Source organism: Pantoea sp. 1B4 (genome assembly GCF_016925765.1).
Classification (GTDB): Bacteria; Pseudomonadota; Gammaproteobacteria; order Enterobacterales; family Enterobacteriaceae; genus Pantoea; species Pantoea agglomerans.
The window spans coordinates 2,042,100-2,061,072 of sequence record NZ_JAEUWZ010000001.1 but is presented as its reverse complement, the minus strand read 5'-3'; the positions used below and the strand labels follow the sequence as shown (position 1 = coordinate 2,061,072).

The window sequence follows — 18,973 nt, the reverse complement described above, 5'->3', positions numbered from 1 at the left end:
GGGATGCGCGCCGTAACCGGCGCGCATCCGATGATGGGGAGTGAGAGTGCGGATTACTGCGCGAGGGATTCCAGCTTATCTTTAAACGAGGTGACCGAAATCGCGCGGTTATCAGCCAGGTAGCGATCTTTCGCAGCCGGTGCTGAGCTTTGTACCGCGATTAACTGCCAGCCTTTATCGCTGTTGAGCAGCAGTGGCGAACCACTGTCACCTGGCAGGGTGTCACACTGATGCGACAGCACGGCGCGCTGCGCCCAGCCGGTGATCAGGCAATCGCTGTGGGAGTAAAGCGTGTCCAGATGATCAGCCGGATAGCCTGCCTGCGTCACTTTGCGTCCGGTCAGCTTCAGCGCCGCAGTGAGATCGCTGCGTGAGCCATCGAACAGCGGAATAGGCGTAATCGCTGAGGGCGGATTGCGTAAAATCACGATGCCGTAATCATAGGGGGGCTGCACTGCTCGGCACGATCCAGCCTTCACCATCCGCTTTTAACTTTGACGCCAGCGAGGGTTCAACCCGCGCATCAATATCATGAAGCTCGTAGCGCCAGCCTTTATCGCTGGCCATAAATCGCAGCGCAACCGGCTTATCGAAATTACCCGGCGGGGCAAGCAGGCAGTGTCCGGCGGTCAGCGCCAGATGCGGAGAGATGAGCGTGGCAGTACAGAGGTTGCCGCTTTCGGTTTCCAGCTGACCAATGGCATCCCAGGGGGCAGCGGTAATATCGGTGATTGCCTGGCGATGATCCTTACCGAAAAACAGCATCTTAATTTCAGCAGGAGTAGGCGAGTCATCGTCATCATCGGCATGAACCGTGGTGGCAAAGCTGAAGAGTCCAACCATTAACAGGGTAGCCAGGCGCATAGAAATCTCAATGGCGAGAAAAAATTAACGTTATTGTTATTACGTAAGTACGGTAACTATAGTCGGTGAGCGTTGAAAAAGGGAGTTTTATTGGTTAATCAGTACGCTACAGCGGTTAAACAAAAAAAGCTTGCCGCAACAATGCCACACAGGATCATCACCAGCAGAATAATTTCGAAGCGATAGCGACGCACCATATCATCCACTCCAGTAAAGAAACACCCGGCAGAACCGGGTGTTTTTAATCATCATCTCGTGGCCGTGCGCTGAAGGCGACCTTAGTTTTTAGCTGCTGGTTTCACAACTTTTTTTGTGGTGAACTTTTTTTAGCAGCCTGAGCTTTCTGTGCAGCAGGTTTAGCTACTTTTTTTGTGGTGAACTTTTTTTAGCAGCCTGCGCTTTCTGAGCGGCTGGCTGAGTGGCTTTTTTTGTGGTGAACTTTTTTTAGCGGCCTGGGCTTTCTGAGCAGCTGGTTTAGTGACTTTTTTTGTGGTGAACTTTTTTTAGCGGCCTGAGCTTTCTGTGCAGCAGGTTTAGCTACTTTTTTGTGGTGAACTTTTTTTAGCAGCCTGCGCTTTCTGCGCGGCATCTTTTTTCACAGCTTTTTTTGTGGTGTTTCTTAGCAGCCTGCGCTTTCTGAGCCGCTTTATGGTGTTTCTTGTGCGCAGTTTTGTGAACGGTTTTAGCCGGTGCTGCAGCGGTAGTAGTGGTTGTTGCGGCTGGCGCAGCAGCTGGAGCAGCTGTGGTGTCAGCAGCGAAAGCAACAGAAGACATACCCATAGCAGCGGCGACAACCAGTGCAAATAATTTTTTCATTGCAAATCCCTCGAAGACTATTTTTTCATGTGTAGCCCACTGCGGGGCCGGTGAAGAGACTATAGGGTTATCAATGAACGGTGTCCGTGGGTGTTTGGTATCGGCGTGTAACCGATTGTACAAAGGCGGGAAAGGGCGGTCAGCTGACCGCCCGAGAGCTTAGCTATTCAGGTAACGTTGTTCAAGGTGCTGGCGGAAGAAAGCCGGATTCAGCGCTTCGCCGGTGGCGTTGATCAGCAGCTGGTCGGTGGAGAAACGGCTGCCGTGCTGCCAGATGTTCTGTTGCAGCCAGTCGAATACCGGCTGCAGCTCACCGTGCTGAATCAGCTCGCTGAGCTGAGGAATCGCAAGATGTACTGAGCGGAACAGCTGTGCGGCGTACATCGCGCCCAGCGTATAGGTCGGGAAGTAGCCAAAGGCGCCGTCGGTCCAGTGGATATCCTGCATACAGCCATCACGGTAGTTACCCCGGGTATCCAGACCCAGCGACTGCATCATTTTCTCATCCCACAGCGCCGGGATATCCTCAACCTCAATCTCGCCTTCAATCAGCGCCTGCTCGATTTCATAGCGCAGAATGACATGCGCCGGATAGCTGAGCTCATCGGCGTCAACCCGGATCAGGCCAGGCTTAACCTGTTGGGTCAGGCGCACAAAATTATCCGCCTGCAGGGCAGGCTGATCGCCAAAGGTGGCGATCACCTGCGGCAGAATGCGCTGCAGGAATTCGCGGCTGCGACCGAGTTGCATCTCCATAAACAGGCTTTGTGATTCGTGGATAGCGGTGGAGCGCGCCAGCGCCACCGGCTGCCCGCGCCACTGCTGCGGCAGATTTTGCTCATAGCGGGCGTGGCCGGTTTCGTGGATCACGCCCATCAGGGCGCTGAGAAACTCATTCTCGTTGTAACGGGTGGTAATGCGCACATCTTCCGGCACGCCACCGCAGAAGGGATGCGCACTGATATCCAGCCGGCCATGGTTAAAGTCGAAACCCAGCGTTTCCATGATGCTCAGGCCGAGCTGACGCTGAGCAGGCAGGGCGAACGGTCCCTGCGGCGTGACAACAGTCTGTTGCGCCTGTTTTTCCACGACCTTCTGTAACAGATCGGGCAGCCAGGTTTTCAGTTCGCCAAAGGTTTCATCCAGCCGGGCGCGGGTCATCCCCGGTTCATAAAGATCCAGCAGCGCATCGTAACGCGAGCAGCCAGTGGCGTCGGCGCGGCGCTGGGCCTCTTCGCGGCTCAGACGCACCACCTCTTTGAGATTGGCGGCGAAGCCCTGCCAGTCGTTGGCGGGACGCTGAGTGCGCCATGCATGTTCACATACCGAACCGGCGATTGATTTGGCTTCAACAAAATCATCAGGCAGCAGGGTGGCCTGCTGGTAAGCGCGCTGCATCTCGTTGAGATTGGCCCGCTCAACATCGTTGAGTGACTGCTGCTCTGCAGCCCTGAGCCACTCACCAACCTGAGGGGCAGTGAGGATCTGGTGCTGCAACACGCTCATTTCGGCCAGCGCTTCACCACGCGCCTGACTGCCGCCCGGCGGCATGGTGGTTTGCATGTCACATCCGGCGATGGCCGTGACGTGACTGAAACGGGAAAGGCGCTGGAACGTCTTGGTAAGTTGTTGATACGCTGAGGTCACGTAAGACTCCTTGTGGTTTTTAACGCAGCGGAATTTCCCGCAAGGTTAGATCAACCGGCCAGCAAAAGCGAACGCTGGCGCCGCCCAGTGGACTGGACTCAATGGTCACATTGCCGCTCAGCGCCTGGGCAATAGAGTGCACAATCGCAAGTCCCAGTCCGCAGCCGCCTGTGGCGCGATCGCGGCTGGGGTCCAGCCGGACAAAGGGTTCGAAAACCCGCTCACGCTCTTCAGGCGGAATGCCGGGACCGTCATCTTCCACCTGCAGACACCCTATCGGACCGTCGAACCACAAACTGACGCGCAGCCGCTGTTGCGCATAACGCAGCGCATTGTTGACCAGGTTATCCAGTACCCGCTCCATCAGGCGCGTATCAGAAATGCCGATGTTTTCACGCTGCGGCAGCTCAAGGTCGAGCCGCACGTCGGGATTGATAGTGCGGAAATCGTCAAGCCGCTCGCGCAGCCAGTTGGCCAAATCCAGTGTTTTCAGATTGAGATCGACGCGCGGCCGATCAAGACGCGCATAGGTCAGCAGCTCCTCAATCAGGCTTTCGAGCTGGCCGATGTCGCGATTCAGCGCCACCCGTTCGCCATCCGAGAGGTTGTCGCTCATCTCCAGCCGGTAACGCAGGCGCACCAGCGGTGTGCGCAGCTCATGCGCAATACCGTCTATTAGCTGCTTCTTACTGGCAACCAGCGTATTGATGTTCTCGGCCATCTGGTTAAAGGCGATGCCGAGCCGGAAAAGGCTGGAGGTGCTGTCGAAATGGGTGCGCACGTCCAGCTCGCCACGGCCAAAGCGCTGAGCCGCTTTTTCCAGTCGCTGCATCTCCTGCCAGTGGGGGCGCAGCCAGATAAACACCGGCAGCGCCAGTGACATCCCTATAAAGATCAGCAGGGCAATATCCAGCAGTCGCATCTGATGCAGATAGAAGAGATAGGGAATCGGCCCGACTGACAATACGTAGTGGCTGCGCGGAATGTGCTGCAAAAAGGTGTATTGATCGTCGAGCGCCACGATCTCTCCGGCGCGCAACCGACGCATGTTGCCTTCATCAAGCTGATATTTATTCATCGGCTCGATGTGCAGGTCGAACGACAGGCCGAGATCGAGACTCTTGATGGTTTTATTCCAGTCACGCGGCGGGATCTCGCGCAGTTCGCTGCGGATCAGGTAGAGCGAACTGGCCATCAGGTCATTCATTGACTGGCGGCCCGCACGTTCAGCGGTGAACTTGTAGACCAGCCCCACCAGCAGCGCCATCACCAGAAAGCAGACAAACAGCAGCAGATAAAACTGAATAAAAAGCTTTCTCATAGTCCGCGGGTATCCCAGGCCTGGGGCGCAAACAGATAGCCTTTGTTACGAATGGTTTTAATGCGGAACGGCTCGGTGGCGCTGTCGTGCAGCTTTTTGCGCAACCGGGAGATGGCCACGTCGATGCTGCGGTCAAGGCCGTCATAGCTGACCCCGCGCAACGTTTTCAGCAGCGCATCACGGTTAAGCGTCTGGCCCGCATGGCTGGCGAGTACCCACAGCAGATCGAAATCCGCGGTGGAAAGGGCGATCTGCTCGTCAAACAGCGTGACCTGGCGGTTCAGCGCATCGATGGTCAGCGAGCCAAAACGCAGCATACGGTTGGCGGCGGGTGCGCTGGGCGCATCGTCCGGCTGTCCCTGCTGCGACTGACGCAGATGAAGGCGCAGGCGGGCCAGCAGCACCGCTGGCGGCGTGGTTTTCAGAATGTAATCCTGCGCACCCATCTCCAGGGCCAGAATATGGTTCATGTCGCTGTCCAGTGAGGTGAGCAACACGATCGGCCCCTGCCAGTTGGCCCGCAGGTCACGGCAGATAGTCATGCCATCTTTGCCTGGCAACATGATATCCAGCATCACCAGATCGGGCTGCTGTTCGGCAATGACCGCTTCAGCACGGTCGCCGCGCATCTCGACAATCACCTCAATATCATGACGACCCAGATAGGCCGCAATCAGTGAGCCCACTTCGGGTTCATCTTCTACATAAACAATTTTGTTCATAGTTCACAAAGCAGAGACAGGGATGGACGGAAGCATATCTTTTCCTGGTCCTGAGCTCTACGTTACCGCACGAAATATCCGTGGCTTGCTGGTATATAACCGGCAAAATGTGCAATCATTAGCGCGGCCTTTTTTGCGCCAGGTTTGGGATATTGATGATTATCATGAGGAGCGTTAGTGTGTCTGATAAAGAGCTGGCATCAGCCATATACCCCGACCGCATCTGCTTCAATTACAGTGACTTTCTCTCCGCTTCCTGCAAAAAGCGCTGGAGCTTCGTCGATGCTATTTATGGTGTGATGCCGATATTTGGCATGGTGACACGTAAATCGGCACACCGCTTACAGGGCAGTGACGACCCGTTAAAAGAATTAGCATTACAAATCATTTCTACTCAGGTCAGCGACGAAATTAATATCGCGCGCCTGATTACCCTTGCGGAACAACAGCAGATTAGTCGCTTCGATATTCAGCTTCCTTATCCGCTTTCGGCGGAGCAGCTGGACGCGATCCATCATGAATATTCCAGGCCGCTGAATCTGACACAGCAGGATGACCTGCTGTGTGTCTCAATACCTGTGCAGTCACACTGAGAACCTCTCCCATCAGGCTCTGAACCTGGGCAGTGCTCACCATCCTCACGTACTGTCTGTACGCCTGGTTGCTCCGCGCTGGCCGGGTTCGCACTGCCTGCAGCCATTACGCCTGCCGGGCCAGGCGCTAAGTCGTCAGCTGCCACACGGCGGGCAGCGTCGCGGCAATCAGCAATCCCATTGCAATCCGCTCCAGCGAAGTCAGCGCAAACTCTGCGCGGCCACCGCGTCGTGCAAACAGAAACAGCAGCAGGCCCGGTGTATAGAGCACCACAGACATCATCAGGTGCAATGGCCCCGAGGCGTAAAGCAGCCAGATGCCATACAGGCTGGCACCGATACCGGTCGCCATCGCCAGCGGTTTATGCTGTCCGCGTACCACTTTGATCAGATATAACCCCACCAGCAGATAGGGCACCAGAATCATCTCAGAGGCGATGGTCAGCAGGTTGTTGTAGTTCGCACCGGTCAGGGCAATCAGGATCAGGCAGAGCTGAATACTGCCGTTGGTCAGCCACAGTGAGGCGGCTGGCGCGTTATGGCGGTTTTGCCGGGCGATACTGCGTGGAAATGCACCCTGTTGCGCGGCAATCAGCGGCACTTCAGCGGCCATAATCGTCCAGCTCAGATAGGCACCGCACACCGAGATAACCAGACCCACCGCAATCACCGCATCGCCCCAGTTGCCCATCAGTCGGGTCATCAATCCCGCCATGGAGGGGTTACGCATCTGAGCCAGTTCAGCACGTGGAACCACGCCAAGCGACAGCAGTGTCACCAGCAGATAGACCAGCAACGCTGCCAGCACGGCGAATAATGTAGCCCGGCCCACATCCTTTTTCTGGCGCGCGCGTGCAGAGACCACCACCGCCCCCCTCGACGCCAATAAAGACCCACAGGGTAATCAGCATGGTCTGTTTGACCTGCTCCCATAGCGGTTGCCCTAGCGTGACGCCGGAAAAGTCAAAGCGGAAGCGATCATAGTTGAACGCCATCACCGCCAGCACAATAAACAGCAGCAGCGGCACCAGCTTGCCGAGCGTCGCCATCAGATTAATGCTGGCAGCGGTCTGCACGCCGCGCAGCACCAGCCAGTGAACCAGCCACAGCAGCACGGATGCACCCAGCATCGCCTGCCAGGTGTTGCCATCGCCAAAGATAATCCGGTCCGGCGTATCGGTGAAGAAGCTCAGGGCAGAGAAGACAATCACCAGATAGGAGACGTTGGCGATCACGGCGCACAGCCAGTAGCCCCACGCGGAGCAGAAGCCCATCAGCTCGCCGAAACCGGCACGGGCATAGGTAAAGATGCCACCATCCAGCTCGGGTTTAAGGCGGGTCAGCAGCAGCATCGCCAGCGACAGAAAGATGATGCCGACGCCGGTAATCAGCCAGCCCAGCAGCAGCGCCGCCGGACCAGCCACTGCAGCCATATTTTGCGGCAGACTGAACACGCCTGCGCCCAGCATTGAGCTGAGCACCAGCGCCGTCAGCGCACCGAGACCTAATTTTTTCTCCAAAACAACCTTCCCGCTAGCATATATGGCTGGGTAAATCGGATTCTGTCGCTGGGTTATGTCACACCAAAGGCATAATACAGGGACAATATTCGGTAAAACAGGCGGAGGATTTTACGGAGTGTGGCAGGGGATGGCAATGCGTGACTATGCAAAACAGCGCAGGAATTATGCAAACAGCAGGGCGGCAGGCGCCGCCCTGAGAAGGATTACTTAAACAGGTCAGCCGTGACGGTCAGGTTACCGCCACTCTGGTTCTGCCACTGACGGGTAACGTGGTAGAACTTGGCACCTTTGTCCGCCGCACGCTTCGCCACTTCTTCTGAAATCTCAGTTGGCGTACCGAAGTGACCGGTGAAGGTTACGGTATCGAACGGCTGCATCTGCGCAGCAGTAATGGCGTTGACTTCCTGCACCGATTTGCCGTTTGGCAGATTAACGGTATAGCGCTTGCCGGTAGAGCTTTGGGTTTCGAAGAAACGGCCCACTTTGTTGCTTGGCGTTTCAGACGAGGCCACGCCTGGAATCTCTACGTTAGCCGCCGCAGCGCCACCGGTAGCCAGAGCGGCTTTACCCGCTTCTGAATCGGCAGGAATCGCATTCGGTGTCTGCACTGCGCGCTCTTTAGCATCCGCTTTATAGACATAGGCGGTGACATACTGATTGCCGCCGCTGTTGGCATCGATCTGGCGAACGATAAAGAAGGAGGCTGCGCCTTTCTGTTTTGCGGCTTTCGAAATTGCGTCGTTTACATCCGGCTGGCTGGCAAAGAAGCCGCTGACCGAAACGGTATCGAACGGTTCGAGTTTATACGCTTCTGCTTTTGGCAGTTCGTTTACGCCGTTGAAACGACGGTAAGTCGTTGACTCTGTGGCTGCCGGGGCATCGGCTTTATAGAGGTCAGCCGTAACGCGCCAGTTACCGCTGTTACCGTTGCTGTCGTTGATCGCCTGGATGTAATAAGAGGCAGCGCCCATCTGATCTGCACGCTTAGATACCGCATCGGCAGCGTCGCCAATTGCGTTGAAACGGCCGGTAATATTAATACGTTCGAATGGCTTCAACGCGGCCGCTTTTTCTGGCGTAAGTTCCTGCGCAGCGAATGCGTTGGCTGCCAGCAGGGACAACAGAGTGGTCGCCAGAATAGTGTTCTTCAGCTTCATAAAAATAATCCTTCGCCTTACGCAAAAATGAGTACGAAAACGTGCTGGACTCTTGATGTATAACAGAATAGCCGCTGATTATTGCATGTTATAAACAGACTGTCGCAGCGATTTTTTGTGTCAGATCGCGTTATTCAACCATGATTTTTTCATTTGTTTGTCATCAAACGCAGTTATGGCCAGTTTTAGTGACAGTTACCACTAAAAGCGGTAACTGTTAGCGATAAAATAGTTAATGCATTGTTAAATAAAGGTTTTTGTTGTTGATTAATTCGTCCGGGTACAATTATCTCTGGCAGATTATCTGCCTGTGAGACTATTTTGCAGTGGGATAACGCAGGTTTCTTAACAGAACACTGCATAATTGGGTGAATGTCATCACTCTGCGTAGTCGCTGTAGATCGCTCGTCACATTTTCAGTAGGTTATAAACACTTTGAAATACCTGCGTTTCGTCTAAAAGCGGCTGAAATCGCGTTTCAGTCGCGCTCTCGTGGTGCAGGTTCGGGCCATCAACCTTTAACCGATGAAAGGAAACACTATGTTAATTGGAATACCCAAGGAAAGGTTGCCAAACGAGTCGCGCGTGGCCGCCACGCCTAAGACCGTGGAACAACTCATCAAGCTGGGTTTCAGCGTCACCCTTGAGCATGACGCCGGTAAACGCGCCAGCTTCGATGATGAAAGCTATATCGCAGCCGGTGCCACACTCAGCGACAGAGAGCAGGTCTGGCAGTCCGATATCGTGCTGAAGGTGAATGCGCCGGATGACGAAGAGATTGCGCTGACGCGTGCGGGCAGCACGCTGGTCAGTTTTATCTGGCCCGCACAGAATCCCGAACTGCTGTCAAAGCTGGCCGCACGTCAGGTCACGGTAATGGCAATGGATTCAGTGCCGCGTATTTCACGGGCGCAGTCGCTGGATGCCCTGAGCTCTATGGCGAACATTGCCGGTTATCGCGCCATTGTCGAAGCCGCCCATGAATTTGGTCGCTTCTTTACCGGTCAGATCACGGCAGCCGGTAAAGTGCCACCGGCAAAAGTGATGGTGATTGGGGCCGGTGTTGCCGGGCTGGCCGCGATTGGCGCAGCGGGCAGCCTGGGCGCGATTGTGCGGGCGTTTGATACCCGTCCCGAAGTCAAAGAGCAGGTGCAGAGTATGGGCGCCGAATTCCTTGAGCTCGACTTTGAAGAGGAAGCGGGCAGCGGCGACGGCTATGCCAAGGTCATGTCCGAGGCTTTCATCAAAGCTGAGATGGCGCTGTTTGCCAGTCAGGCCAGAGACGTGGACATCATTGTCACCACGGCGCTGATCCCAGGCAAACCGGCTCCGAAACTGATCACCGAAGAGATGGTCGCCAGCATGAAGCCGGGCAGCGTCATTGTTGATCTGGCGGCGCAGACCGGCGGCAACTGTGCGCTGACCGTTGCTGACCAGGTTACCGTCACGCCGAATGGTGTGAAAATCATCGGTTACACCGATCTGCCCAGCCGTCTGGCGACACAATCCTCCCAGCTCTACGGCACCAATCTGGTCAATCTGATCAAGCTGCTGTGTAAAGAGAAGAATGGCGAAATCCAGGTCGATTTCGAAGATGTGGTGGTGCGTGGCGTCACCGTGGTACGCGAAGGCGAAGTGACCTGGCCAGCCCCGCCGATTCAGGTCTCCGCCGCCCCACAGGCTGCCGCTGCCGCCGCGAAGCCGTCAGAAAAGATTGAGGCGAAGCCCGTTTCACCGTGGCGTAAATATCTGCTGATCGCCATGGCTATTGTGCTGTTTGGCTGCCTGGCAAACGTGGCACCGGCCGACTTCCTCTCCCATTTTACCGTGTTCGCGCTCGCCTGCGTGGTGGGGTATTACGTGGTCTGGAACGTCAGTCATGCGCTGCATACACCGCTGATGTCCGTAACCAATGCCATTTCCGGCATCATTGTTATCGGTGCGGTCTTGCAGATGGGCCACGGTGGCTGGGTCACCTTTATCTCCTTTATTGCCGTGCTGATTGCCAGCATCAATATCTTTGGTGGCTTCACCGTCACCCAGCGCATGCTGAAAATGTTTCGTAAGGGGTAACACATGTCTGGCGGATTAGTCACTGCAGCCTATATTGTGGCTGCGATTCTGTTCATCTGTAGCCTTGCTGGTCTTTCGCGTCATGAGACCTCTAAGCGGGGTAATATTTTCGGTATCAGCGGTATGGCGATTGCGCTGATCGCCACCATATTTGGCCCGGACAGCGGTAATGTGGTCTGGATCCTGCTGGCGATGGTCATCGGCGGCGCTATCGGCATTCGTCTGGCGAAGAAAGTCGAAATGACGGAAATGCCAGAGCTGGTGGCGATTCTGCACAGCTTTGTTGGCCTGGCCGCAGTGCTGGTGGGCATCAACAGCTATATCGACCATGCGCCTGGCCTGCCAGCGGTGATGGAGAATATCCATCTCAGTGAAGTGTTTATCGGTATCTTTATCGGTGCCGTCACCTTCACCGGCTCGCTGGTGGCGTTTGGCAAACTGTGCGGCAAAATCTCTTCACGGCCGTTAGCGTTACCGCATCGTCACAAGCTGAATCTGCTGGCGCTGGTGGTTTCGTTCCTGCTGCTGCTGTGGTTTGTTAACACCAGCAGCACGGCTGTGCAGGTGTTTGCACTCTTGCTGATGACGGTCATTGCGCTGGCGTTTGGCTGGCATCTCGTCGCGTCGATTGGCGGCGCGGATATGCCGGTCGTGGTCTCGATGCTTAACTCCTATTCAGGCTGGGCCGCCGCCGCTGCTGGTTTCATGTTGAGCAACGATCTGCTGATTGTGACCGGTGCGCTGGTGGGGTCATCCGGTGCGATCCTCTCCTACATCATGTGCAAAGCGATGAACCGTTCGTTTATCAGCGTGATAGCGGGCGGCTTTGGTACTGAAGCCAGCAGTGGCGATGAAAGTCAGGAAGCGGGGGGAGCATCGTGAGATTACGGCTGAAGAGACCGCTGAGATGCTCAAGGCTTCCAGCTCGGTGATTATCACCCCAGGCTACGGCATGGCGGTAGCGCAGGCGCAGTATCCGGTCGCGGAAATGACTGCCCGACTGCGTGCGCTTGGCATCAAAGTGCGCTTCGGTATCCATCCGGTGGCGGGGCGTCTGCCGGGTCACATGAACGTGCTGCTGGCAGAGGCGAAAGTGCCTTATGACGTGGTGCTGGAGATGGATGAGATCAACGACGATTTCAGTGACACCGACACGGTGCTGGTCATTGGCGCTAACGACACGGTCAACCCGGCGGCGCAGGATGATCCCCGCAGTCCGATTGCGGGCATGCCGGTGCTGGAAGTGTGGAAGGCGCACAACGTGATAGTGTTCAAACGCTCAATGAACACTGGCTATGCCGGGGTGCAGAATCCGCTGTTCTTCAAAGAGAATAGCCAGATGCTGTTTGGTGATGCCAAAGCCAGCGTGGAAGCGATTCTCAAAGCGCTGTAATAAAAAAGGGCGGCTAATCAGCCGCCCTCTCTGTTTCTGAGGAGGATTAGTCCTCCTCATCCTCTTCATCATCCAGGTCAATCGGCGATTTGAAATCGTCCGGCTTAAGCGCCAGCAGATCGCAACGCAGATGATCAATCACCTGTTCCGCCGTATTGCCGAGGAATGCCGCCGACAGTCCGGTGCGTCCAATCGTTCCCAGCACCACCACACCAGCTCCCAGATGTGCCGCCAGATCGGGGATGACCTCTTCCGGCAGGCCTTTAGCCACATGGGTGAACTCTTCACCAATCGAGAACTTCTGCCGTAGCGCTTTCATTGCCACCAGATGCTGACCACGGATCGCGTCGTTGTAGACGCTGGGATCAAAATCGGGCAGTTCGATAGCAATATTGATAGGGGTAATCGGGTAAGCACCGACCAGATGCACTTCGGTCTGATTCACCTTTTCCGCCAGGATCACCGTTTCACGAATCAGCTTCTGATTCAGGCCATCGTGATGCGGCTCTTCGCTGGCAAGATTGACCGCCACAATCGCTTTACCGCCTTCCGGCCACGGCTGATCTTTGACCATCCACACCGGACAAGGGCATTTACGCAGCAGGTGCCAGTCAGTTGGAGTGAAAATCACTGACTCAAGGCGATCATGCTGATGCGCCATCTTAAGCACCAGGTCATGCTGGTGAGCGAGCACTTCCTGAATAATGGCTTCGTAGGGACGGTTGTGCCAGATCACTTTGATGTCAATTTCGACACCGGCATCAAGATAAGCGCGGGCCTGCTCGCGGATCCATTCGGTACGCTGGCTGATCACGCCCTGGCGCATCGACGCGCGCTCATCCGGCGAAAGCAGGGTGGTCATCTCATATGAGAAGTCATAGATAGGCAGGAAGGCTTTAATTCTTCCGCCAAGACGTTGATTCAGATAGACCGCACGTCGCAGCGCGGGCTGATCGTCTTGCTGGGCATCAATGGCGACCAGAACATTTTGGTACTGGGACATGAGGCGTTCTCCTTAAACCAGAGCGACTGGAATAAAGATAGCCTATGTTGCACAGCGGAAGAAGTGAAAAAGTTACTGCCGGATCAACAAAATAAGATTTATTGATCCGGCTGAGGATCAGGCGGCCTGGTGGCTCTGACCGGCGAGCTCTTCCAGCAGGGCATGGTTTTCAATCGTGATGTACTTGCCTTTCACCGCCAGCATACCGGACTTCTGAAAACGCCCCAGCAAGCGGCTGATGGTTTCAACCGTCAGGCCCAGGTAATTACCGATATCGCCACGCGTCATAGTGAGGCGGAATTCGCGCTGTGAAAAGCCGCGCTGGCCAAAACGACGGGAAAGGTTCCAGATAAACGCCGCCAGGCGCTCTTCAGCATTTTTCTTCGACAGCAGCAGGATCATGTCCTGATCGCCTTTGATTTCACCGCTCATCAGACGCATCATCTGCTGACGCAGGGCCGGCATTTTGCCCGACAAATCATCCAGCGTTTCAAAAGGGATCTCACACACCATTGCCGTTTCCAGCGCCTGCGCAAAGCTGGGATGGCTGGAGCCCATAATCGCGTCAAAGCCGACTAAATCGCCCGCCAGATGGAAACCGGTGATCTGCTCATCACCCTGTTCAGTGATGGTGTAGCTTTTAATGGTGCCGGAGCGAATCGCATACAGAGACTTGAGTTCATCGCCTGCTTTGAAAAGCGTTTGCCCTTTCTGAATGGGTTTTTTACGCTCAATGATATTGTCGAGCTGATCCAGCTCATGTTCATTTAGCGTAAAGGGGATGCAGAGCTGACTGATGCTGCAATCCTGGCAGTGAATGGCACAACCGCCCGACTGAATACGACGAATGCTGCGTTTTTCAGGGATCATAATGGTTTGCTCGACGATTATTGACTGGGGTCAATTTTAACATTTTTTGTGCTGAAGGGAACTCATCCGAGCAGTTTTACACTTACAAATATTATGGACTAAGCACACAACGACAAACGCTGATGTGACGGGCTTCTCAGAATCCCAACAGGGCCGACTGTCAAGAAAACTTTCCGCTTATGTGATCTGTCACACGCTTCTGCACTGGCAGTGACTTTCGAAAAAGTGGTGTGGGCCGGTGATTCCAGCTTTTGCTACGCTAACGGGTAAAGCGTGATTTGCACATTCCATCAATTTTAACCAGGTGTGAGAAAACCATGAACCTTGATGATAATGATCTCTTTCGGGATGCCATGGGCGATGTCACGCCGTTAAAAGACACCACCACAACCTTGTGGCTTAAAGCACCCTCAACGAAGGCGCCACGAAAACCGCCAGGTGAATCGGAGCTAGAGAATTTCCTGACCCGGGGCGATCTGGAGATCGTTCCACTCAATACCCCGCTGGAATATAAAGCCGACGGCATTCAGCAGGGGATTCTGGATAAACTGCGCAGAGGAGAGTATCAGCTGGATGCCAGCCTCAATCTGTTGCGGCAACCGGTCGAAACCTGTCGTCAGGCGCTCTTTAACTTTATGATGCAGGCGCACAAACAGGGATTGCGCAATCTGCTGATCATCCACGGTAAAGGTCGTGATGATGAATCGCATGCCAACATTGTTCGCAGCTATCTGGCGCGCTGGCTAAAGCAGTTTGATGACGTACAGACCTTTTGCGTGGCCCAGACCCGGCATGGCGGGGCCGGGGCGCTTTATGTCGGATTGCGCAAAACCGATAAAGCCCGGCTTGAAAACCGCGAGCGGCATGCGAAACGCAGCCGCTAACTGTGAAACTTACGGATGGTGGACATCAGCACTTCAGCACTCAGGCTCAGTTCTGCGCCGGTGCGGGTAATGATGCCCACCGGTTCGCCCGGCCCGGAAGAGGCGATCGGCAGCGCACAAACCGCGTTGTGGCTCAGATCCTCTTTAATCGCCCCGGAAGGGACGAACCAGATGTAGTCGTAGCGAAGAGCCAGCTGGCGTGCCAGTGAAGTCGAAGAGGTCTCAATGCAGTGAGGCGGAAGGGTGCAGCCCTGTTCATCCAGCATCTGCTGGGCAATCCGGCGCGGAGCGGTGCCCTCGGGCGATATCACCACCGGCCACTGCATAGCACGCGAAAGCGTGACGTTGTCACTTAAAAGCGGGTGTTCCGGCCTGACTACCAGCTTGAGTGACTCCAGAAACAGCAATTCATAGGTCAGCCCGGTCATCATGGCGCTGTCCGCCATCCGGCCAATGCCGATGTCGAACTCACCGCCGCGCAAGCCCGCCAGCAGCACATTATTGTGAAGTGTCGCCACCTGAATGGTGGTGTTGGGCTGCAATTGATGAAAACGATCCAGGATGCGTGGCAGCATCCCCATCGCGGCAGTGGTCAATGCCCCCCAGCCGGATAATCACCGGCGCATCGCCCGGCTGCTCATTAAAACTCTGTCCGGCATGGTTTAGCGCGTCGAGTACCCGCACCGCATGGGTCAGAAACTGCTCTCCCATGGTGGTCAGCTGCGCGCCCAGCCGGCCACGTTCAAACAGACGAACGCCAGTCAGCTCCTCCAGCTCATTCAGGGTCTTGGAAAGGGCAGGCTGGCTGAGGCTAAGCGTCTCTGCCGCCCGGCCCAGTGTGCCTTGCTGCGCAACCGCAACAAAGGTATGTAGATGGCGCAAGCGAATGCGCTGATTGAAAAGGATATTTTTTTCCATATCCTAAACTTAATGAGAATGACCGGCTTCAGGCAACTGTTAAAAATGAATTCTGTTAACTTTGCTGCAAATTTATTTTAACAAACGATTTGAAATGACCGCGCTACCCTTTAACTCTCTGATTAAAAAGCGCTCAGCCGGGTATGCCTCTGAAAAACGCCATCCTCTGACTACGGTATATCAATAACTTAACGGCTTAAAGTTGAATAATTCTCAATATCATATAAAAATCTGACCGCTTAAGGTTAACGATCGGCTATCATTAGCGCCGTTTTTTTTACTTAAACTGATGTCAGATTTCGTTACTCCAGAGGAGTGTTCATTGACCAGCGTCGAGGCGGTAGATGTCCGCCAGCTTATCAACCAGCAGGGGCTGAGCCACTGGCAAAAGCGGCTCATTGCGCTCTGTTTTATCGTGGTGGCACTCGATGGCATGGACATTGCGATCATGGGATTTATTGCGCCGACACTGAAAGCCGCGTGGGGGGTGAGTAATCATCAGCTCGGGGTCGTCATCAGCGCAGCGTTAATCGGGCTGGCGCTGGGTGCCATGGTGGCAGGACCGCTGGCTGACCGCTATGGCCGTCGCATGATGATTATACTCAGCGTCTTCTTTTTCGGTCTCTGGACGCTGGCAACGGCGCTGTCACAAAACATTGAGCAGATGATGCTGTTCCGTTTCCTGACGGGGCTGGGACTGGGTGCGGCGATGCCCAACGTCGGCACGCTGGTGGCGGAATATGCACCTGAGCGGCGGCGGGCTTTTATCATCACGGTGGTGTTCTGCGGCTTTACCTTTGGTGCCGCCAGCGGGGGGATTTGCTGCCTCCTGGCTGTTACCGCGCTATGACTGGCACTCCGTGCTGCTGCTGGGCGGTATTCTGCCGCTGCTGGTGTTGCCATTACTGATCCGCGGCCTGCCGGAGTCGGTGCGATTTCTTATCAGCCGTGGCGCACCGGCTGCCCGCATTCACGCCATCCTCGACCGGATGATGCCGGGCAAAACCGCGCCCGACTGTGCGTTTCACGCGCCTGAGGCCACCATGCCGGTGAGCGGCGCGATAGGCACCGTACTTTCACGCCGCTATCTGTTTGGCAGCACTATGCTGTGGGGCGGCTACTTTATGGGGCTGTTCATGGTTTACCTGATTGGCAACTGGCTGCCGTCGCTGGTCAACACCCTGGGCATGTCAGTGACCGAAGCGGCGATTATCACCGCGATGTATCAGGCGGGCGGGACGCTGGGCTCCCTGTTTGCGGGCTGGATGATGGATCGCTTCAACGCTAATCTGGCGCTGGCGGCGATCTACGGCTGCGGCGGTCTGTTTATTGTGGCACTGGGCTTTTCACCCGCGGAAGTGGGCATGATGAGTGCGATCGCCTTTTGCAGTGGCTTCTGTTTCAACGGGGCCAATACCGGTATGAATGCCTTATCCGCCAGCTATTATCCTACCCACGCCCGCGCTACCGGTTCCAGCTGGATGCATGGAGTGGGCCGCATCGGCGCGATTTTAAGCGCCTTCGTTGGCGCAGAGATGATGTCTCTTGGATGGTCTTTCAGCGTAATCTTTCTGCTGCTGGCAATACCGGCTGTGATCACCACCCTGATGCTGCTGTTAAAAAACCGCTACGGCTTTAAGCCGATCACAGATTCGTGATTTTTTCCGCTGAGGCCAGCATGTTGCATTACATTAGCAGCAACGCTAACGGTGTCAGGTGGATAAGATGGACAACTTTCTCAGTGCGGATCTCATCCGCACCCGTTTCTCTCAGGCGATGTCAGCTATGTATCAGCAGGAAGTGCCACAATATGGCACGCTGATGCAACTGGTGGCGACCGTCAACGACCGCGCGCTGGAAGCGGATATCGCGCTGAAAGATCGTCTCACCGCAGCCGATGAGATCGACCGACTCAACCTGGAACGTCACGGTGCGATCCGTGTGGGCACGGCAGACGAATTAGCCACACTGCGGCAGCTGTTTGCGGTGATGGGAATGCACCCGGTTGGCTATTACGATCTCTCTCAGGCTGGTGTGCCGGTGCACTCCACGGCGTTCCGGCCGATCACCGATGCGGCGTTGCGCCGCAATCCCTTTCGGGTCTTTACCTCGCTGTTACGCCCTGAACTGATCGACGACCACGCGCTGCGTGAAAAAGCGGCGGAGATTCTTGCCGCGCGCGACATTTTCACCCCCCGATGCCGGGCGCTTCTGGAACTGCATCAGCAGCAGGGCGGATTAACCGACGAGCAGGCCACTGAGTTTGTTACCGAAGCACTGGAAACCTTCCGCTGGCATGCCCATAGCAGCGTGGACAGTCAGACCTATCAGGCGCTGAACCAGCAGCATCGGCTGATCGCTGACGTGGTCTGCTTTCCCGGCTGCCACATCAACCATCTCACGCCGCGCACGCTCGATATTGACCGCGTACAGCAACTGATGCCGTCGCGCGGTATCGATCCGAAAACCCTGATCGAGGGACCACCGCGTCGTCAGGTGCCGATCCTGTTACGTCAGACCAGCTTCAAAGCGCTGGAAGAGCCGATCATCTTTCAGGATGGGCATCAGGGAACCCATACTGCACGCTTCGGTGAAATTGAGCAGCGCGGCGTGGCGCTGACGCCTCAGGGCCGTGCGCTCTACGATCGGCTACTCAGCGAGGCGGGAAGCGGTCAGGATAATCAGCAGCATCAGCAACATCTGGCGGCGATTTTCCGTGACTTCCCCGACGACGAAACCACGCTGCGCCAGCAGGAGCTGGCCTGGTTCCATTATCGCCTGAGTGAAAAGGGCATCGCGACGCCGCCGGCTCAGGGAGAATCGCTGGAGACCCTCGTCGAAGAAGGTCGTGTGCTGGCAGACCCTATCATCTACGAAGATTTTCTGCCCGTCAGCGCGGCGGGCATTTTCCAGTCCAACCTCGGCGATCGGGCGCAGGTTCGTTCGGCGGGACAGGCGAGCCGCCAGGCATTTGAAGCCGCGCTGGGCGCTGTCGTGCTGGATGAGATGGCGCTATACGAAGAGCGGCAGCAACGCTCGCTGGTGCAGTGCGGCTTACGGCCAGACTGACGCCTCTGCGGGCAACAGGCGCGTTGCCCGCAACGCTTTCTCCGCACCCGCCCTGCTAAGGCCAGTGGACCTGAAGTAGAGCAACGCGGGTAATATGCTGACAGGACTGGGGAAAAACAA

Annotated in this window: 11 protein-coding genes and 5 pseudogenes; 6 read left to right on the top strand and 10 right to left on the bottom strand. The window is 55.7% G+C overall.

Going from position 1 to position 18,973, the window contains the following annotated elements; genetic code table 11:
* Positions 1-53 precede the first annotated feature (53 nt).
* From JNO11_RS10090 to rstA, 5 genes and pseudogenes are all read right to left on the bottom strand, one after another.
* Positions 54-864, bottom strand: a pseudogene (locus JNO11_RS10090) (serine protease).
* Positions 865-1,425: 561 nt separating this feature from the next.
* A complete protein-coding gene (asr, locus tag JNO11_RS10085; RefSeq protein ID WP_325177262.1) occupies positions 1,426-1,680 on the bottom strand; it encodes an acid resistance repetitive basic protein Asr in 255 nt (84 codons plus the stop codon).
* 159 nt (positions 1,681-1,839) lie between these two features.
* Positions 1,840-3,327 carry a carboxypeptidase M32 gene (locus tag JNO11_RS10080; protein ID WP_325177261.1) on the bottom strand — a complete coding sequence of 496 codons (1,488 nt, stop codon included), beginning with the start codon at positions 3,325-3,327 and terminating at the stop codon, positions 1,840-1,842.
* 19 nt (positions 3,328-3,346) lie between these two features.
* Positions 3,347-4,648: a two-component system sensor histidine kinase RstB gene (gene rstB / locus JNO11_RS10075; RefSeq protein WP_325177260.1), complete on the bottom strand. Its 1,302-nt coding sequence runs from the start codon at positions 4,646-4,648 to the stop codon at positions 3,347-3,349.
* On the bottom strand, positions 4,645-5,370 hold the full coding sequence (gene rstA, locus JNO11_RS10070; protein ID WP_010244666.1) for a two-component system response regulator RstA: 726 nt from the start codon (positions 5,368-5,370) through the stop codon (positions 4,645-4,647). Before rstA ends, rstB begins: the two co-directional genes overlap by 4 nt.
* A 179-nt stretch (positions 5,371-5,549) precedes the next feature.
* Between rstA and JNO11_RS10065 the strand changes: the two genes are divergently transcribed.
* Positions 5,550-5,963 (top strand): hypothetical protein, encoded by a 414-nt coding sequence (locus tag JNO11_RS10065; protein WP_010244668.1) that lies wholly within the window; start codon positions 5,550-5,552, stop codon positions 5,961-5,963.
* 127 nt (positions 5,964-6,090) lie between these two features.
* Here JNO11_RS10065 and JNO11_RS10060 read toward each other — a convergent pair.
* Positions 6,091-7,483: pseudogene (locus JNO11_RS10060) on the bottom strand (basic amino acid/polyamine antiporter).
* A gap of 206 nt (positions 7,484-7,689) precedes the next feature.
* Positions 7,690-8,643 carry a DUF1471 family protein YdgH gene (ydgH, locus tag JNO11_RS10055; protein WP_010244673.1) on the bottom strand — a complete coding sequence of 318 codons (954 nt, stop codon included), beginning with the start codon at positions 8,641-8,643 and terminating at the stop codon, positions 7,690-7,692.
* A 540-nt stretch (positions 8,644-9,183) separates the two neighbouring features.
* Between ydgH and pntA the strand changes: the two genes are divergently transcribed.
* Both pntA and pntB read left to right on the top strand, forming a co-directional pair.
* Positions 9,184-10,716 (top strand): Re/Si-specific NAD(P)(+) transhydrogenase subunit alpha, encoded by a 1,533-nt coding sequence (gene pntA, locus JNO11_RS10050; protein WP_122888846.1) that lies wholly within the window; start codon positions 9,184-9,186, stop codon positions 10,714-10,716.
* A 3-nt stretch (positions 10,717-10,719) separates the two neighbouring features.
* Positions 10,720-12,109: pseudogene (pntB, locus tag JNO11_RS10045) on the top strand (Re/Si-specific NAD(P)(+) transhydrogenase subunit beta).
* 46 nt (positions 12,110-12,155) lie between these two features.
* Here the strand turns inward: pntB and uspE are convergent.
* Entirely contained in the window at positions 12,156-13,112 is a 957-nt protein-coding gene (gene uspE, locus JNO11_RS10040; RefSeq protein WP_010244683.1) for a universal stress protein UspE, read from the bottom strand.
* 117 nt (positions 13,113-13,229) lie between these two features.
* On the bottom strand, positions 13,230-13,982 hold the full coding sequence (locus tag JNO11_RS10035; RefSeq protein WP_010244686.1) for an FNR family transcription factor: 753 nt from the start codon (positions 13,980-13,982) through the stop codon (positions 13,230-13,232).
* A gap of 317 nt (positions 13,983-14,299) precedes the next feature.
* On the opposite strand from JNO11_RS10035, the gene smrA reads away from it, so the two are divergent.
* Positions 14,300-14,866, top strand: coding sequence for a DNA endonuclease SmrA (gene smrA / locus JNO11_RS10030; RefSeq protein ID WP_010244689.1), 567 nt, complete (start codon positions 14,300-14,302; stop codon positions 14,864-14,866).
* Here smrA and JNO11_RS10025 read toward each other — a convergent pair.
* Positions 14,863-15,784 (bottom strand): annotated as a pseudogene (locus JNO11_RS10025) (LysR substrate-binding domain-containing protein). The gene smrA and the pseudogene JNO11_RS10025 overlap by 4 nt on opposite strands.
* A 322-nt stretch (positions 15,785-16,106) precedes the next feature.
* Here JNO11_RS10025 and JNO11_RS10020 point away from each other — a divergent pair.
* Both JNO11_RS10020 and JNO11_RS10015 read left to right on the top strand, forming a co-directional pair.
* Positions 16,107-17,442 (top strand): annotated as a pseudogene (locus JNO11_RS10020) (aromatic acid/H+ symport family MFS transporter).
* Positions 17,443-17,509: 67 nt separating this feature from the next.
* Positions 17,510-18,853, top strand: a complete 1,344-nt coding sequence (locus JNO11_RS10015) for a VOC family protein (RefSeq protein WP_325177259.1) — start codon at positions 17,510-17,512, stop codon at positions 18,851-18,853.
* Positions 18,854-18,973 lie beyond the last annotated feature (120 nt).

What these genes read in the sequence shown, in the direction of transcription:
- asr (WP_325177262.1), bottom strand. Translation starts at nt 1,680, where the DNA reads ATGAAAAAATTATTTGCACTGGTTGTCGCCGCTGCTATGGGTATGTCT.
- rstA (WP_010244666.1), bottom strand. Translation starts at nt 5,370, where the DNA reads ATGAACAAAATTGTTTATGTAGAAGATGAACCCGAAGTGGGCTCACTG.
- rstB (WP_325177260.1), bottom strand. Translation starts at nt 4,648, where the DNA reads ATGAGAAAGCTTTTTATTCAGTTTTATCTGCTGCTGTTTGTCTGCTTT.
- JNO11_RS10015 (WP_325177259.1), top strand. Translation starts at nt 17,510, where the DNA reads ATGGACAACTTTCTCAGTGCGGATCTCATCCGCACCCGTTTCTCTCAG.
- pntA (WP_122888846.1), top strand. Translation starts at nt 9,184, where the DNA reads ATGTTAATTGGAATACCCAAGGAAAGGTTGCCAAACGAGTCGCGCGTG.
- uspE (WP_010244683.1), bottom strand. Translation starts at nt 13,112, where the DNA reads ATGTCCCAGTACCAAAATGTTCTGGTCGCCATTGATGCCCAGCAAGAC.
- smrA (WP_010244689.1), top strand. Translation starts at nt 14,300, where the DNA reads ATGAACCTTGATGATAATGATCTCTTTCGGGATGCCATGGGCGATGTC.
- ydgH (WP_010244673.1), bottom strand. Translation starts at nt 8,643, where the DNA reads ATGAAGCTGAAGAACACTATTCTGGCGACCACTCTGTTGTCCCTGCTG.
- JNO11_RS10035 (WP_010244686.1), bottom strand. Translation starts at nt 13,982, where the DNA reads ATGATCCCTGAAAAACGCAGCATTCGTCGTATTCAGTCGGGCGGTTGT.